17 protein-coding genes are annotated in these 15,627 nt (G+C 53.9%); 7 read left to right on the forward strand and 10 right to left on the reverse strand.

The window, feature by feature from the left end; translation table 11 throughout:
• Positions 1-644: 644 nt before the first annotated feature.
• Positions 645-2,240, forward strand: a complete 1,596-nt coding sequence (locus ACOT1A_RS21955) for an FAD-NAD(P)-binding protein (RefSeq protein WP_228338778.1) — start codon at positions 645-647, stop codon at positions 2,238-2,240.
• Positions 2,241-2,268: 28 nt separating this feature from the next.
• On the opposite strand, the gene ACOT1A_RS21960 is transcribed toward ACOT1A_RS21955, so the two are convergent.
• The gene (locus ACOT1A_RS21960; RefSeq protein ID WP_022647889.1) at positions 2,269-2,904 is read right to left on the reverse strand and encodes a carbonic anhydrase; all 636 of its coding nucleotides are present in this window, start codon (positions 2,902-2,904) and stop codon (positions 2,269-2,271) included.
• 72 nt (positions 2,905-2,976) lie between these two features.
• The gene (locus ACOT1A_RS21965) at positions 2,977-3,759 is read right to left on the reverse strand and encodes an MBL fold metallo-hydrolase (RefSeq protein WP_038415922.1); all 783 of its coding nucleotides are present in this window, start codon (positions 3,757-3,759) and stop codon (positions 2,977-2,979) included.
• 125 nt (positions 3,760-3,884) lie between these two features.
• On the opposite strand from ACOT1A_RS21965, the gene ACOT1A_RS21970 reads away from it, so the two are divergent.
• On the forward strand, positions 3,885-4,025 hold the full coding sequence (locus tag ACOT1A_RS21970) for a hypothetical protein (protein WP_171936064.1): 141 nt from the start codon (positions 3,885-3,887) through the stop codon (positions 4,023-4,025).
• 56 nt (positions 4,026-4,081) lie between these two features.
• On the opposite strand, the gene ACOT1A_RS21975 is transcribed toward ACOT1A_RS21970, so the two are convergent.
• The 6 genes from ACOT1A_RS21975 to ACOT1A_RS22000 all read right to left on the reverse strand — a co-directional run bounded on the left by ACOT1A_RS21975 (position 4,082) and on the right by ACOT1A_RS22000 (position 8,755).
• On the reverse strand, positions 4,082-5,488 hold the full coding sequence (locus ACOT1A_RS21975) for a DUF1996 domain-containing protein (protein ID WP_276170380.1): 1,407 nt from the start codon (positions 5,486-5,488) through the stop codon (positions 4,082-4,084).
• 144 nt (positions 5,489-5,632) lie between these two features.
• Positions 5,633-5,800, reverse strand: a complete 168-nt coding sequence (locus ACOT1A_RS21980; RefSeq protein WP_022647883.1) for a hypothetical protein — start codon at positions 5,798-5,800, stop codon at positions 5,633-5,635.
• A 117-nt stretch (positions 5,801-5,917) separates the two neighbouring features.
• Positions 5,918-6,127 (reverse strand): fumarate hydratase FumD, encoded by a 210-nt coding sequence (fumD, locus tag ACOT1A_RS21985; RefSeq protein WP_003857676.1) that lies wholly within the window; start codon positions 6,125-6,127, stop codon positions 5,918-5,920.
• A gap of 108 nt (positions 6,128-6,235) precedes the next feature.
• Positions 6,236-7,048: a MetQ/NlpA family ABC transporter substrate-binding protein gene (locus ACOT1A_RS21990; RefSeq protein WP_003857677.1), complete on the reverse strand. Its 813-nt coding sequence runs from the start codon at positions 7,046-7,048 to the stop codon at positions 6,236-6,238.
• 23 nt (positions 7,049-7,071) lie between these two features.
• The gene (locus tag ACOT1A_RS21995) at positions 7,072-7,740 is read right to left on the reverse strand and encodes a methionine ABC transporter permease (protein ID WP_017384621.1); all 669 of its coding nucleotides are present in this window, start codon (positions 7,738-7,740) and stop codon (positions 7,072-7,074) included.
• Positions 7,733-8,755 (reverse strand): methionine ABC transporter ATP-binding protein, encoded by a 1,023-nt coding sequence (locus ACOT1A_RS22000; RefSeq protein ID WP_023299939.1) that lies wholly within the window; start codon positions 8,753-8,755, stop codon positions 7,733-7,735. The genes ACOT1A_RS21995 and ACOT1A_RS22000 overlap by 8 nt, the downstream gene beginning before the upstream one ends.
• 399 nt (positions 8,756-9,154) lie before the next feature.
• Here ACOT1A_RS22000 and ACOT1A_RS22005 point away from each other — a divergent pair, with 399 nt between their 5' ends.
• The 5 genes from ACOT1A_RS22005 (at position 9,155) to lpp (ending at position 14,031) form a co-directional block, all read left to right on the forward strand.
• Positions 9,155-10,525: a pyridoxal-phosphate dependent enzyme gene (locus tag ACOT1A_RS22005; RefSeq protein ID WP_180260853.1), complete on the forward strand. Its 1,371-nt coding sequence runs from the start codon at positions 9,155-9,157 to the stop codon at positions 10,523-10,525.
• 12 nt (positions 10,526-10,537) lie between these two features.
• A complete protein-coding gene (locus ACOT1A_RS22010) occupies positions 10,538-11,683 on the forward strand; it encodes a trans-sulfuration enzyme family protein (RefSeq protein WP_276170379.1) in 1,146 nt (381 codons plus the stop codon).
• Between the two features lie 73 nt (positions 11,684-11,756).
• Positions 11,757-12,053 carry a hypothetical protein gene (locus ACOT1A_RS22015; RefSeq protein WP_418721914.1) on the forward strand — a complete coding sequence of 99 codons (297 nt, stop codon included), beginning with the start codon at positions 11,757-11,759 and terminating at the stop codon, positions 12,051-12,053.
• A 7-nt stretch (positions 12,054-12,060) separates the two neighbouring features.
• Positions 12,061-13,482 (forward strand): pyruvate kinase PykF, encoded by a 1,422-nt coding sequence (gene pykF / locus ACOT1A_RS22020; protein WP_015570703.1) that lies wholly within the window; start codon positions 12,061-12,063, stop codon positions 13,480-13,482.
• Between the two features lie 312 nt (positions 13,483-13,794).
• Entirely contained in the window at positions 13,795-14,031 is a 237-nt protein-coding gene (gene lpp / locus ACOT1A_RS22025) for a murein lipoprotein Lpp (protein WP_001082307.1), read from the forward strand.
• 60 nt (positions 14,032-14,091) lie between these two features.
• Here the strand turns inward: lpp and ldtE are convergent, their stop codons facing one another.
• Positions 14,092-15,105, reverse strand: a complete 1,014-nt coding sequence (gene ldtE, locus ACOT1A_RS22030) for a L,D-transpeptidase LdtE (protein ID WP_276170378.1) — start codon at positions 15,103-15,105, stop codon at positions 14,092-14,094.
• Between the two features lie 97 nt (positions 15,106-15,202).
• The gene (sufE, locus tag ACOT1A_RS22035; protein ID WP_045309081.1) at positions 15,203-15,619 is read right to left on the reverse strand and encodes a cysteine desulfuration protein SufE; all 417 of its coding nucleotides are present in this window, start codon (positions 15,617-15,619) and stop codon (positions 15,203-15,205) included.
• Positions 15,620-15,627 lie beyond the last annotated feature (8 nt).

Genomic DNA, 15,627 nt, shown 5'->3' on the forward strand with positions numbered 1-15,627 from the left:
TTAAATTTATGCGTGCCTTGGGCACCTCATTCTGAAATGAATCGGCCATAGCAGTCCCTTTCTTTGCAAGAAATACGAGTTAATTGAGTGACGGGTCTTTACAAAACCATATTAGAGCAAAAGCCCATTCATGATCAACTTTTCAGATCAAAGATCTGCATATTGATTTTTCTTAAGAATTTTCTACTGATAAGGGTGAAAAAGAACGCCACTCAGCACCAGCCTAAACGTCCTCACGACCCTTTTGTGAGTCTCACAGAAAGTTGTTTTAAAAGCTGGAAATCAGATTATTTTGTTACTTTATAGAAGGCATGGAATAGTACAATTCTGGACTATTCCATCACTCGCTGTTATAAAAACAAGAATAATATTGGCTCGCCATATATTCAAAAATCCATCTCTTGTTAAAATCCCCGGCCTACATATTATCGATAAGCCTGGAACCAAAACAATCTTTCCTTTCACCATATCAGGCAGAATTATATCTACTCAACCAGGCGATAACAGCATATAACTTTCCTCTAAGTTCAGGAGGGGGTACGCCATGCCCTCTTCAAAACGTCTTAATTTCTCCCTTAATTAAACGGCTTAACCTTTCTCCTGCTACGCTTGTTGTATGGTTCAGAAACGCAGGAACGCTTTCGATGAAAAAAATCGCCATTATCGGCTCAGGCCCAACAGGGATTTACACCTTTTACTCACTTCTTAACAACGCAGCACCGCTGTCGGTCACCGTGTTCGAAAAAGCAGACCAACCCGGCGTAGGGATGCCCTACAGCGACGAGGATAACTCCCGGCTAATGCTGGCGAATATCGCCAGTATCGAAATCCCGCCCATTTTTATCACCTACCTCGACTGGCTCAAACAGCAGAGTGAAGCCCATCTTGCCCGCTATAACGTCGACAAAGACAGACTGAATGAACGGCAGTTTCTGCCGCGTATTCTGCTGGGTGAATATTTCCACGACCGCTTTCTCGCCGTCGTTGCCGAGGCGAAAAAGGCTGGGTTTCATATCGAGGTTCATCCCAACGCAGAAGTCACAGATATTAAGGCTGATGCAGACGGCGTGGCCCTGTCAGTGAACGATGCCCCTTTCTCAAGGCGGTTTGATCTTGCAGTGGTCGCCACCGGTCACGTCTGGCCTGATGAAGATGAATCCACCCGCGACTATTTCCCAAGCCCATGGTCGGGGCTGATGGACGCGGATATCCGAGCCTGTGAGGTGGGGATTATGGGTACCTCCCTCAGCGGACTGGACGCTGCTATGGCGGTAGTAATGCAGCATGGTCGCTTTAGCGGGGAGCAGTTCGTTGTCAATAAAGGTAGTGAGGGGCTAAACATCACGCTGATGTCCCGCTCGGGCGTTCTTCCGGAGGCCGACTTTTACTGCCCTATCCCTTATGAACCGCTGTCGGTGTTAACGGAGTCTGTGGCAGAAAGCGAAATTGCCAAAGGCCCTGACGGGCTGCTTGACCGCATCTTTGCGCTGATGGTGAAAGAGCTTGAGCTGGCCGATCCGCGCTGGTGCCAGGCGATAGCGATCGGCACGCTGAATGCTGACACGCTTCGTGATGTCTGGTTTGAGGATCGTAAAAAGCATGGTCCTTTCACCTGGGCCGAAGCGAATCTGAAAGAAGTGGAGCGCAACAAGTGCGAGAAACGCACCGTTGCCTGGCGCTATACCGTGCTTCGTCTGCATGAAGTAGTTCAGGCCATTGTCCCTTCACTCAATGAACGTGACAGAGAACGGTTTAAATCCGGGCTGGAGCGTGTGTTTATTGATAACTATGCCGCCATTCCACCGCAGTCTATCCGCCGGTTACTGGCACTGCGCGAGGCAGGGATCATTAGCGTAGTCGCACTCGGTGATGATTACGACCTGGATATCGGCAGCGATCAGACCGTCATCACCACGAAAGAAAAGCGTTATCGCTTCGACGTCTTTATCGATGCCCGCGGGCAGAAACCGCTCAGAAATAAGGATATTCCCTTCCCGACACTGCGCAAACAGCTTGAGGAAACGGGGGATGAAATACCGGACGTGGGGGAAGACTACACGTTGCTGTCACCTGCGTCTCTGCGCGGACGTATCGCTTTTGGGGCGATCCCCTGGCTGATGCACGATCATCCGTTTGTTCAGGGGTTGTCTGAGTGCGCTGAAATTGGTAAAGCGATGGCGAAAGCGGCGGGGAATCCTGCATCTGGCGTGCGACGGAAGTTACCTTACACGGAGTTTTAACAGGGCTTCCCTGCCCTGCGGTGTCGGATTACTCGAAGAAGACTTCCGGGTTTTCCGACAACGACACGAAGGATTTAGTGTTCTTGTCCAGGGCAAGGATTTTGCCGCTTTCGATGTCATATACCCAGCCGTGCAGGCGAATGGCGTTGTTGCGCAGGCCTACCGCCACCGACGGATGGGTCTTGATGTTGCTCAGCTGAGCAAAGACGTTCTCCTGCACCATCGCATTCACTTTATCGATTGGCTGATCCCAGGTTTTCTTCTCAACCACCGCTTTTGCCGCATCAGAATAGCGCAGCCAGTGGGAAACGGCTGGCATCGGCTCCAGATCGGCGTTGTCAGCAATCGCCTTCATCGCGCCGCAGTTGGAGTGGCCGCAAATAACAATATCGGTCACGCCAAGGGCCACTACCGCGTATTCGATGGTTGCAGAGACACCGCCAGGCTCCGGCCCGAACGGTGGCACAATGTTGCCCGCGTTTCGAATGACAAAGAGCTGTCCTGGCTCCTGCTGCGTGACCAGTTCCGGAACCAGACGGCTGTCGGAGCAGGAGATAAACAGCGCTTTGGGATTCTGACTGGACGCTAAACTACGAAAAAGCTCTTTACGTTGCGGGAAAATCTCTTTTTGAAAGCTGAGAAAACCTTCAATGATATGTTGCATAGCCATTTCTCTTTTATCTGTTTTAGTTTAGGTATGATCGCGATCACACTCGTAAAATTTAACCACCGTGCCTTAGCGGAGACAAGCAATATATTTCTGGCCCGACCGCTGCACAATCTCATCTGCGTTCGCCGGGATGTTTTGCCCTTCAAAGGCCCCGTACAGTCGCTGGTACGTTTTCCCGGTCAGTCGACCGATCACCGCCTCAACGGTGCGGGCAGGCAGCGGCAGCATATTCGGATAACTCCACATAAACGACACGGCGTCCTTACCAGGCGTAACCTGCAAAATATCACCGGCCAGCAGCACGCCGTCGCCTGACTGCCAGTGCAGCACCGTGCCGCCTGCAAAATGCCCGCCCAGACGCAGCAGCGTCACCGACGGCATAATCTCCAGGGCGTCCTCCTCCCAGAAGCGTATCGCCGGACTGTCACGCATCACCCACTGCCGATCGCTGGCGTGCAGATAGATCGGCGCGTTAAACGCGGCGGCCCACTCCTGCATGGTGGTGTAGTAATGTGGGTGCGAAATCGCGATCGCGCTGATGCCCCCGAGCGCGTCAACTAACGCTCTGGTCGCCGGATCGAGGTTGGCGATGCAGTCCCACAGAACATTGCCCTGCGGCGTACTCAGCAGAAGCGCCCGCTGGTTGATGGCAAAAGCGGGAACGGTTTTGATGCTGAACAGCTGCGGCTCCAGCTGTTGCCATTTGTTGGTGTGCGTGGTCGTAAGGCTGTCGAAGTCCGTCCATGCCTGGCCCGTCACCGGGACATACTGGCGCTCATCGTCGCAAATCGGGCAGTTTTTGGGCTGTTTATCGTAAGCGGTACCGCAGGTTTTACAGAGTGTAATCATCGGCTTTCCTCAGCAATAAAGCACTGAGTATGGCAGGGATTAACCATATGTGCTGAGGGGTGCCTGGCCCGCTTTTTTTGACTTATACTGTGCCAGTATCAAAAACTGAATAACGCAGGTGGCACATGGAAATTGATCTCGATAACTTAGTCTTTAACGGGCTGGATGAAGCAGAAGAGCGCAACGCGGAACGTCTCGACGATGCGGATAAAAAAGCCCAGGCGATTGTCGCCAATGACGACTGCGGCGATGCCTGCAAGATCTGACGAGAAAGCACCGGAAGCCCCGGTGCTTTTTTTATGCATGAGGGTTTCACGCGTTATCAGATCTCCGGCGTTTTGCTAAACCCGGTCAGCATCAGGATCAGGCTTTGTTGAGATGACCCCGTCTCAAACTGATAGTGATTTCCCTGACGATCGCCGCCGATATACCACGAAATTTCGGTTTTCCCTTCTGCCAGCGCCTTGCGCACCGCTTTATCCACGTCCACCATCCGGTATTCGCGGGAGTGGTTCAGGTAAAGCACCGCATCCGAGCGATAGTTGCAGGACGGCCGTGAATGCCAGCTCACGGTGGCCGGATCCCAGTCGTTACTCGCCGGATAGAAGAAGATTTGATCAGCGCCGTTGGTTTCCACTTTCCCGCCATAAATTCTCACGCGGTATTTAAACTGGGCAGGATCCTGTCCGGCAGGCAGCGGAGGAATGTTGAACTTCACCAGCGACAATGTTTCGCTGTTTTTCGTGCGTCCACCGTTCTTCCAGTTATCCTGCACCAGTAAGAGCTGGGGATCGGGTTGTGAAAGTGCGGGTTCCATGCTGCTGAGCCAGACGTTGGCCTTCGCTTTTGAATAACCATACGGCACGGTGGTGCCGCAATCCATTCCGCGGTTCATGCACAGGTCGGTCATAAAGCGCGCGGCATCTTCCGTCCAGCCGTTCATGAAGTCAGCATGCGCCGTATACAGGCTCCCCCATCGCTCTTCACGTTCACTGCCATGCATGGTGGGGTCGAGGGAAAGCTGGACTTTACTGGTATCCAGAGAGCTAATTGTCGGAAGCACGTACGCAATATTCATGTTCACCGTCGGGATCTTCACCGGGAAGGCGGACGGACACTGTCCTTTCGTATCGTAGGTGGCGTTAGCCAGGCCGTGGGCGGGCTTCAGGTTGACCCCGTCCCAGCAGTTCGGGAACTGAATGCCGATATTAAACTGCACGGCATCCTTCGCCTTGCGTAAGCCGCAGACTTCACCCGTTCTGGTGGTGTAGCCCTTGCCGTTGGCGCATAAAAAGGTGATATGTGGATTTGGCGCGGTGCCGTGATGATCGCCCGCCAGCAGCGACAGCCCCGCCGGGAACGGGTGCAGCGGCCAGGCGTCAACGTTCGATGCCTGATAATAGGTTTTTTGATAGGCGGGTTTGACCACCGTTCCGTCCGGTAATTTTAGCGACGGAGCCCAGTAGGCCGAGCTGTCTGCTTTGTTATCGCAGGTGGTCTTTTCCTGGGTACGCAGCGATTCACGGCTGGAGTAAGCATCCGTTTGCACGTTACCAAAAAAATCGTGCAGCATGGCCTCGTTGGGCATGCCGTACATCATAATGGCATCATCGCCGAGGGTATGGGAATAACTGCATACAACATGCGCCTGTGGACCAGCGTGTGCCGCCTGCATGGCAAGCAATAGCACGGTGGCAGAAAGCGCGGGGGTTAATACTGTCCGTTTCATTATCATCTCCATCTGAGAAAGGAGATAGTGGTAACAAAACGGCTATCGTTTACCGAGGATTAGCCAGGGCATTTTTCCCTTCATTCTCACTTTACACGCATCACGCACAGCTCATTCCAGTACATTTCGCGCGTCCGGCGAAGTTCAGCGTGACGTTTTAACATAGAACCACTCCGGGTCGATGTTGGCTACGTCCACGCCATAGAGGCTGGCGACAGGCAGTATTGACTCAAGAACACGTTGCGCGCTGTTCTCCGCATTCGCTGGTCGGGGCGCAAAAAACCGCCGTAACGTGCTTATCCATTTTTTCATCGTCATTACCCTTCTCGCTTAACCTGGACTCAGTTAAACACGCCTTCATCATGAAGAGGAAATAACAATAATGACTGTTGATATGCGGGATCTGAAAAACTCGCGAGACGCTTCGTCCTAACCGGCCAGCGCTTTAACCACCGTTTCCATCGCTTTGGTGGTCAACTCACTGCGCTTAACGCGCTGGTTCGCCAGCGCGGTACGCAGTACCCCGGCAATCACGATATGCTTGGGCTCCTGCCCTAAGTCACGCATCTCCAGAACGACCTTGCCTACCACCCGACACATCTCCTGGTACAGCGCTTCGTCTTTGGTCACATTGCCCATTGCCATCACTCCGTTGCCCTAAACCGTCAGCTTAAATCATTCGTCGGCTGGATACAAAAAAGAAGCCCGGCGTGTTGTTCGCCGGGCTTCGTCTGGAAAATCAGGCGATTAGTTGTTTACCGGGATGACCGCGCCTTTGTATTTGGTGCGGATCCAGTCCTGAATCTCTTTGGAGTGCAGCACGTTCACCAGCGCGACGATATCCTTCTTCTTCTCATCACCGCGATGAACGGTAATGATGTTGGCGTACGGGTTATTCTCACCGCTTTCAACCGCAATTGGATCGTGGACCGGATCCAGACCGGCATCAATTGCGTAGTTGGCGTTGATCACCACCGCAGCACCTTCGTCGTTGTTGTACATCTGCGGCAGCAGAGATGCCTCGACGTTAGGGGTGAATTGCAGCTTTTTCGGGTTCTCCACAATATCGCTGATGCGCGCGGTCACTTTATCGATGCCTGGCTTCAGCTTGATCACGCCCTCTTTTTCGAAGATGGAGAGAATACGCCCTTCCTCGGAAACCGCATCACGCATGATGATTTTGCCGCCTTCCGGCAGATCCTTCAGCGATTTGTATTTTTTTGAATAGATACCGATCGGCTCAATGTGGATTGCGCCTGCACTGACAAAATCATAATCCTTATCGCCCGCATGGTCTTTAAGCACACTGTTCAGGTAAGGGATGTGCTGGAAATAGTTGGCATCAATGTCATGCCCTGCCAGCGCCGTGTTTGGCAGAATGTAGTCCTGGAACGGTTTAATCTCCAGATCAATACCCTGCTTCGCCAGAATCGGCTTAGCCTGCTCCAGAATTTCCGCGTGCGGGGTGTTGGACGCCCCCACGGTGAGCGTGTCCGCCCAGGAGGCAAAGCTCAGGGCGCTCAGGGTGGCTGCGGCGATCAGTGTCAGTGTCTTTTTCATGATGTGGTTCCTGTGTGTATTTATTAGCGTTTATCTAACAGTGAAGTAATGGCATCGCCGCAGAACTGGATAATGAACACGATGATCAGAATGGTCACCGTTGCCACCAGCGTGACGTCACCATGGTTGCGCTGGAATCCTTCCAGATAAGCCAGATTTCCCAAACCGCCGGCACCTATCACCCCCGCCATTGCGCTGTAGCTCACCAGCGCAATCAGCGTCACCGTCATACCTGAAACCAGTGCGGGTGAAGATTCCGGCAGTAAAACCCGAAACACTAACGTGCTCAGCCGCGCGCCCATCGAACGCGTGGCTTCAATTACCCCTTTATCCACTTCCCGCAGGGCAATCTCGACCAGACGGGCGTAGAACGGCGCGGCGCCCACAATCAGGGCGGGCAGCGCAGCGTTAGCGCCGAGAATGGTCCCCACAACGGTCTTGGTGAACGGGATCAGCAGAACAATGAGAATGATGAACGGAATCGAGCGGAACACGTTCACCACAATCGACATCACGCTGTAGACCGTGCGGTTGTGGAATAACCCGCCGCGGGCGGTTAAAAACAGCGCCAGACCGAGCGCGATCCCCAGAACAAACGTCGCCACGCCGGAAAGCGCGGTCATGTAGAGCGTCTCCTGGGTTGCAGCCCAAAGCTGATCCCACTTCAGGTGCGGAAAGAGTTCTTCAGCCATGCTTGATTACCTCGCCTTCAATATCGCTTTGCTTCAGGTCGGCGAGGATATTGTTCAGTTGTTCATCCGATGCCACCACGTGCACCCAGAGCTGCCCGAAAACACCGTGGGCGGTTTGCGTCATTTTGCCGTGCAGGATGTTAAACGGCAGGCCGTAGCGCAGGGTCAGTTCACCGACGATCGGCCTGTGCGTGCTGTGCCCGGTGAAGGTGAGCTTGATGACCGCGCCCTCCAGCTCATTTGCCAGTTCGGTATTGAAGGTCTCTTCCTCCGCGTACTGGCTCACCTGGCGGACAAACTGCCGGGTGATCGGCTGCTGAGGATGCGTAAACACGCTCAGCACCTCCCCCTCTTCCACCACCTTGCCGTTCTCCATTACCGCCACGCGGTCGCAGATTTTGCGCACCACATGCATCTCATGCGTAATGAGTACGATGGTCAGGTTAAAACGACGGTTAATGTCCAGGAGCAGATCGAGGATCTGATCGGTGGTCTGCGGATCCAGCGCCGAGGTGGCTTCGTCACACAGCAGTACGTCCGGATGATTGGCCAGCGCACGGGCAATGCCCACACGCTGTTTTTGCCCGCCGCTCAGCTGCGACGGGTAGGCATTCTCGCGCCCCTTCAGGCCGACCAGCTCCACCAGCTCGGCAACGCGAGCCTGGATTTGCGCTTTTGGCACACCGGCAATTTGCATTGAAAAGGCGATGTTTTCCTTCACCGTGCGCGACCAGAGCAGATTAAAGTGCTGGAACACCATGCTGATTTTCAGGCGTGCCTGACGCAGCGCTTCTCCCTTCGCGGCGGAGATATCCTGACCGTTAATAGTGACGCTGCCGGCGCTGGGCTTTTCCAGACCGTTCAGCAGACGGATAAGCGTACTTTTCCCGGCCCCGCTGTAACCAATGATCCCGTAAATCTGTCCCTGCTCTATCGTCAAATTGACGTTATCAACGGCTGTCAGCGCCAGCTTCCCGTTGTCAAAAACCTTCGAAATATTACTGAGTACGATCATTCTTATTCGTTATCCGTTACGCATATAGCGGTTTAGCAGTATGGATGTCCAAAAGATAGTAAACAGCCATTATCAGCTTTTAAATGACCAAAAAAGAATTTCTTATAATGCGGCGGAATAAGCAGCGAACTGGCGGGTGAAAAGCATTTAGATGAATATCTGCAATAATTATCTGCCTTTTGCATATCAGGTCTCATTCATCCGACGAAATTGGTTAATTTTTCAGCACTATGTGCTGATATAGCCATCCTCACATCCGGACAACTTTACGTCTTGCTGTCTTTCCACCCAAAAACATAAGGATTATTCCTTTCTGTTCTAAAACCTAGTGAAACGTTCTTTATAGAGAAAATTTCGTGGTCCTATCATCTGGTCATCACCTCTTCACAGGACATGACCATGACGCTTTACCACTCCGTCACCGAACTAATTGGCCATACGCCACTCATCCAGCTGCACAAGCTGGATACCGGCCCCTGCTCGCTGTTTCTGAAGCTGGAAAATCAGAATCCAGGCGGCTCGATTAAAGACCGCGTCGCGCTGTCGATGATTAACGAAGCCGAGCGTATGGGGCAGCTACGGCCCGGCGGCACCATTATTGAAGCCACGGCGGGGAACACCGGCCTGGGGCTGGCGTTGATTGCGGCGCAAAAGGGATACTCGCTGATCCTGGTGGTGCCGGACAAAATGAGCCGCGAGAAGATTTTCCACCTGCGCGCGTTAGGAGCGCAGGTCGTGCTGACCCGTTCAGATGTGAATAAAGGGCATCCGGCCTACTACCAGGATTATGCCCGGCGGCTGGCGAACGAACTGCCAGGCGCGTTTTATATCGACCAGTTCAATAACGCGGCCAATCCGCTGGCGCACCGCACCACTACCGCACCGGAACTGTTTGAACAGCTTGACGGCCAGATCGATGCCATCGTCGTCGGCGTGGGGTCCGGCGGTACGCTGGGTGGCTTACAGGCGTGGTTTGCAGAACATTCGCCGCAGACGAAATTTGTGCTTGCCGATCCGGCCGGGTCGGTGCTGGCGGACCAGGTTGAGACCGGACGTCATCACGATGCCGGATCGTGGCTTGTTGAGGGGATTGGCGAAGACTTTATTCCTCCGCTGGCGCACATCGAAGGGGTTAAACGCGCCTGGCGCATTACCGATCGCGAGGCGTTCACCACCGCCCGCGATCTGCTAAAAACGGAAGGGATCCTGGCAGGCTCCTCCACCGGCACGCTGCTGGCGGCGGCGCTGAAATATTGCCAGGCGCAGACTACGCCAAAACGTGTGGTCACCTTCGCCTGCGACAGCGGCAATAAATACCTCTCAAAGATGTTCAACGACGACTGGATGCGCCAGCAGGGGCTGATTTCACGTCCGCAGGCAGGCGATCTCTCGGACTATATTGCCCTGCGCCACGATGAAGGCGCGACGGTGACTGTCGCCCCGGACGACACGCTTTCCACCGTGCTGGCCCGCATGCGCCTGTACGACATCTCCCAGCTGCCGGTGCTCGATAACAACAATGTTGTCGGCATCATCGACGAGTGGGACCTGCTGCGGCACATCGGGGGAGATGCCGATCGCTTCTCTCTCCCCGTGACGGCGGCCATGACGCGTCAGGTCGAATATCTGGATAAGCTGGCCCCGGAGAGCGCCCTGTACACCATCTTTGACCGTGGCCTGGTGGCGATTATTTATGACGAAGACCGCTTTCTGGGTCTGATCACACGCAGTGACGTACTCACCACCTGGCGTAACCGCCTGACGAAATAAAAGGAGCAAAAGATGAAAAACCTGGCCACCCTCAGCGTTCACAGCGGTGAGTATCACGACACGCACGGCGCCGTGATGCCGCCAATTTACGCCACGTCGACGTTTGCGCAACCGGCACCGGGTGAACATACCGGCTACGAATACTCCCGGAGCGGCAACCCAACCCGCCATGCGCTGGAGACCGCCATCGCCGAACTGGAAGGCGGCACGCGCGGGTACGCCTTCGCGTCAGGGCTGGCGGCCATTTCCACCGTGCTCGAACTGCTGGATAAAGACAGCCATATCGTTGCCATTGACGACGTGTATGGCGGTACGTATCGCCTGATCGAAAACGTGCGCAAGCGCAGCACCGGGTTACAGGTGAGCTGGGTTAAGCCGGACGATATAGCCGGACTTGAGGCCGCCATTCGCCCGAACACCCGCATGATCTGGGTGGAAACGCCGACGAACCCGCTGCTGAAACTGGCCGACCTGGAGGCCATCGCAGACATTGCCCGGCGCCATAATGCGATCAGCGTGGCGGATAATACCTTCGCCTCCCCGGTCATTCACCGGCCGCTGGAGGCGGGGTTCGACATTGTGGTTCACTCCGCCACCAAATATCTCAACGGTCATTCAGACGTGGTTGCCGGGCTGGCTGTTGTCGGGGCAAATAAGGATCTCACGGAGCGTCTGGGCTATCTGCAAAACGCGGTTGGCGGCGTTCTGGATCCGTTCAGCAGCTTCCTGACGCTACGGGGGATTCACACCCTCGCCCTGCGCGTTGAGAAGCACAGCGCCAACGCGCTGGCGATTGCGCAATGGCTGGAGCAGCATCCGCAGTTAGAGAGCGTGCTCTATCCCGGGCTGGAGTCACACCCCCAGTATGCGCTTGCCCGCAGACAAATGGCGCTGCCGGGCGGCATGATCTCCGTTGTGATTAAAGGCGATGCGCAACGCGCGACAGAGGTGATTCGTCATCTTACGCTCTTTACCCTGGCGGAAAGCCTGGGCGGGGTGGAGAGTCTGGTGAGCCAGCCCTACAGCATGACCCACGCCTCCATTCCACTGGCGCAGCGTCTTGCAAACGGCATTGTGCCGCAGCTGATACGCCTGTCGGTGGGGATTGAGGATGCGAAGGATCTGATCGCCGACCTTCAGCAGGCGCTGGAAAAGTGAGCAAAAAACGGCGGGCGTTGCGCCTGCCGTCATAAGATGACATTAGGCCTTAACGCCTTGATAACAAACTTATGTGAATCTGCACAGATTGTTTTTGAAACGCTGTTTCCATTTTCCTTTTTACTGTGAATCAGCGTATAATGCGCGCCAAATCCCTGGTGAATGGTTTCAGCGCTTGGAATACAAAAAACAACGTACAACTTCTCCTCTCCTTCGTTGGGCTGGCACTCAGGCACACTTTCTTCTGCACGCTCATTTGATGTCACCTATTCTTAGTGCGTGTCATATACTCTTTCGCAACACAGGTTTGACTCCGCGGCGGTGCGCCCCCGGAGCGAGATTTCCATATCCTTCCCAACTTAAAGACTAAGACTGTCATGAAAAAGACGAAAATTGTTTGTACTATCGGCCCGAAAACCGAATCCGAAGAGATGCTGAGCAAAATGCTGGATGCCGGCATGAACGTGATGCGTCTGAACTTCTCCCACGGCGACTATGCTGAACACGGTCAGCGTATTCAGAACTTGCGCAACGTGATGAGCAAGACCGGGAAAAAAGCGGCAATCCTGCTCGACACCAAAGGTCCTGAAATCCGCACCATCAAACTGGAAGGCGGTAACGACGTTTCCCTGAAAGCGGGCCAGACCTTCACCTTCACCACCGACAAATCCGTTGTAGGTAATAACGAAATCGTTGCCGTGACCTACGAAGGCTTCACCAGCGATCTGTCCGTTGGCAACACCGTGCTGGTAGATGACGGCCTGATCGGCATGGAAGTGACCGCGATTGAAGGTAACAAGGTTATCTGTAAAGTGCTGAACAACGGCGATCTGGGCGAAAACAAAGGCGTTAACCTGCCGGGCGTGTCCATTGCTCTGCCAGCGCTGGCTGAAAAAGACAAACAAGACCTGATCTTCGGCTGCGAACAAGGTGTGGACTTCGTTGCGGCGTCCTTCATCCGTAAACGTTCTGACGTGGTTGAGATCCGTGAGCACCTGAAAGCGCACGGCGGTGAGAACATTCAGATCATCTCCAAGATCGAAAACCAGGAAGGCCTGAACAACTTCGACGAAATCCTTGAAGCGTCTGACGGTATCATGGTAGCGCGTGGCGACCTGGGCGTAGAAATCCCGGTTGAAGAAGTGATCTTCGCGCAGAAGATGATGATCGAGAAATGCGTTCGCGCGCGTAAAGTGGTTATCACCGCAACGCAGATGCTGGACTCCATGATCAAAAACCCACGCCCTACCCGTGCTGAAGCCGGCGACGTGGCGAACGCCATCCTCGACGGTACCGATGCCGTTATGCTGTCTGGCGAATCTGCAAAAGGGAAATACCCTCTGGAAGCGGTCGGCATCATGGCGACCATCTGTGAGCGTACCGACCGCGTGATGAAAAGCCGTCTGGATTACAACAACGACAGCCGTAAACTGCGCATCACCGAAGCCGTGTGCCGTGGTGCGGTAGAAACCGCTGAAAAACTGGAAGCCCCACTGATTGTCGTGGCGACCCAAGGCGGTAAATCTGCGCGTGCCGTGCGTAAATACTTCCCGGATGCAACCATCCTGGCGCTGACCACGAACGAAACCACCGCGCGTCAGCTGGTGCTGAGCAAAGGCGTGATCCCACACCTGGTGAAAGAGATTGCCTCTACCGATGATTTCTATCGTCTGGGTAAAGAAGTGGCTCTGGAACTGGTTGATTGTGGCCTGGCTCAGAAAGGCGACGTGGTGGTTATGGTTTCTGGTGCACTGGTACCAAGCGGTACAACCAACACTGCATCTGTCCACGTACTGTAATATTTCACGAACAAATTATTGTTTTGTTAAAAAGCGTCCTTCGGGGCGCTTTTTTTATTCCCGCCATTAACCAGAACTATTCAAAAAGCAAATCGGGTTTTTCTATTTAATCGCGATTTATCTAAGATGAATCCGATGAAAAATGCCTTTTTTAACATAGCTTTTTCGTCAAAATTGCCGATTTCGTTGCTTCTTTGAGCGAACGATCAAAAATAGGCGTAATCCCATCAAAAAAATATTCTCAACCCAAAAAACTTTGTGTAATACTTGTAACGCTACATGGAGATTAACTCAATCTAGAGGGTATTAATAATGAATCGTACTAAACTGGTACTGGGCGCGGTAATCCTGGGTTCTACTCTGCTGGCAGGTTGCTCCAGCAACGCTAAAATCGATCAGCTGTCTTCTGACGTTCAGACTCTGAACGCTAAAGTTGACCAGCTGAGCAACGACGTGAACGCAATGCGTTCCGACGTTCAGGCTGCTAAAGACGACGCAGCTCGCGCTAACCAGCGTCTGGACAACCAGGCTACTAAATACCGTAAGTAATAGTACCTGTTAATAAAATGGCGCACATTGTGCGCCATTTTTTTTGCCTTCGTCAAACCTCTACTGAAGCGCTTTCTCTCCCTCGCCTTCCGTCACCGCCGCTGAGACACGACTGTTTTGAACCGACAGGACAGAATTGCTGGCTGACGAACCATTGCCTGCTGAAACGGCAACCGGGATCCCGGCTCTGCGCGCCAGAGCTTTGTTGATTAGCGTTTTATCGCTACCTGATTCCGCTGCGAAGGCGGTAAACGCCGCCGAGTGCGTGAACGGCACCGTCTGTGGGTTTTCGCCCTCAGCCTGCGCCAGCGGCCTGTGCACCTCGATATAACGTTTGCCGTCCGGCTCGACGGAGAACTTCACCGGCTCATTGATAATCTGCACCCGCGTGCCGACGCGCACTCGTTCAAACAACGCTTTGATATCCGGCGCGTTCATTCGCATACAGCCCGAGCTGACCCGCAGCCCTACGCTGTCCGGCGCGCTGGTGCCATGAATAAGATATTCCCCATTCCCGATGCCCAGACGCAGCGCAAAGCGCCCCAGCGGGTTATTTGGCCCTGCGGGTACCACAGGCGGCAGTTTAATGCCCTGCGCCAGTGAGCGCGCTCTGATGCCCGCTGTGGGGGTCCAGGTAGGGTTAGGGATTTTCTGACTCACACGGGTGGTGCTGACCGGTGTTTCCAGCCCAAGCTGACCAATACCCAGCGGATAGACCTGCACGATATTTTCGCCAGGCGGATAGAAGTAAAGACGCAGCTCCGCCAGATTCACCACAATGCCCTCACGCTCGGTGTCCGGGAGCAGCATCTGGGAAGGAATGGTAATGACCGTTCCTGGCGCAGGGTTTACCGGTGCAATGGTATTATTGGTTTCAAGGATAAGCTGTGCGGCGGTATTAAACCGACGAGCGATAGCCTGGAGCTTATTGTCGCCTTCCTGAATGGTGTATGTCTGATTTTGCCCAATCAGGCGGCTGCCTGCGGGCGGTAAAGGATAATCAACCGCCCTGGCTGAATTAACAGCACTGAGCGAACCAAGGAGTAATAGAGTTATTAGAGACGCGCGCTTCATGCTGAGATTCCTTATTCACTGACCAAACGTCAGAAAGCTGAAAAACCAGCGAGGTGGAAACCACCCCGCGAAACAGAATGAATGCTGTTCTGTCAGTTTAGCTAAGGATTGTGGCTTTGGCGCGTATGGCGCGGATCATCGCTTCCAGTCCCTGGGAGCGGGACGGGGTGAGGTGTTGGGTTAAGGCCATTTTTTCAAACCACGGGCGAACGTCAAAGGCGACAATATCCTGCGCCGACATCTGGTGATAAAGAATAAATACGACGGCAATAAGCCCCTTCACAATGGCCGCATCGCTGTCACCCTGTAAATCGATTACGCCATCATCCGTCTGCTGCATCTGGATCCAGACCTGGCTCTGGCAGCCCTGAATGATGTTGTCCGGGTTATGCGCCTCTTCGCTGAGCGGCGGCAGGCGCTGACCTAGCTCGATAATATAAAGGTATTTCTCTTCCCAGTTTGCGCAACGCCCAAAGTTACGCAGCAATTTATCTCTGTCCGGCAAATCTGCCATCTCACGCC

Source organism: Enterobacter cloacae complex sp. SYL003 (assembly GCF_049236925.1).
In the GTDB taxonomy this organism is placed as follows: Bacteria; Pseudomonadota; Gammaproteobacteria; order Enterobacterales; family Enterobacteriaceae; genus Enterobacter; species Enterobacter intestinihominis.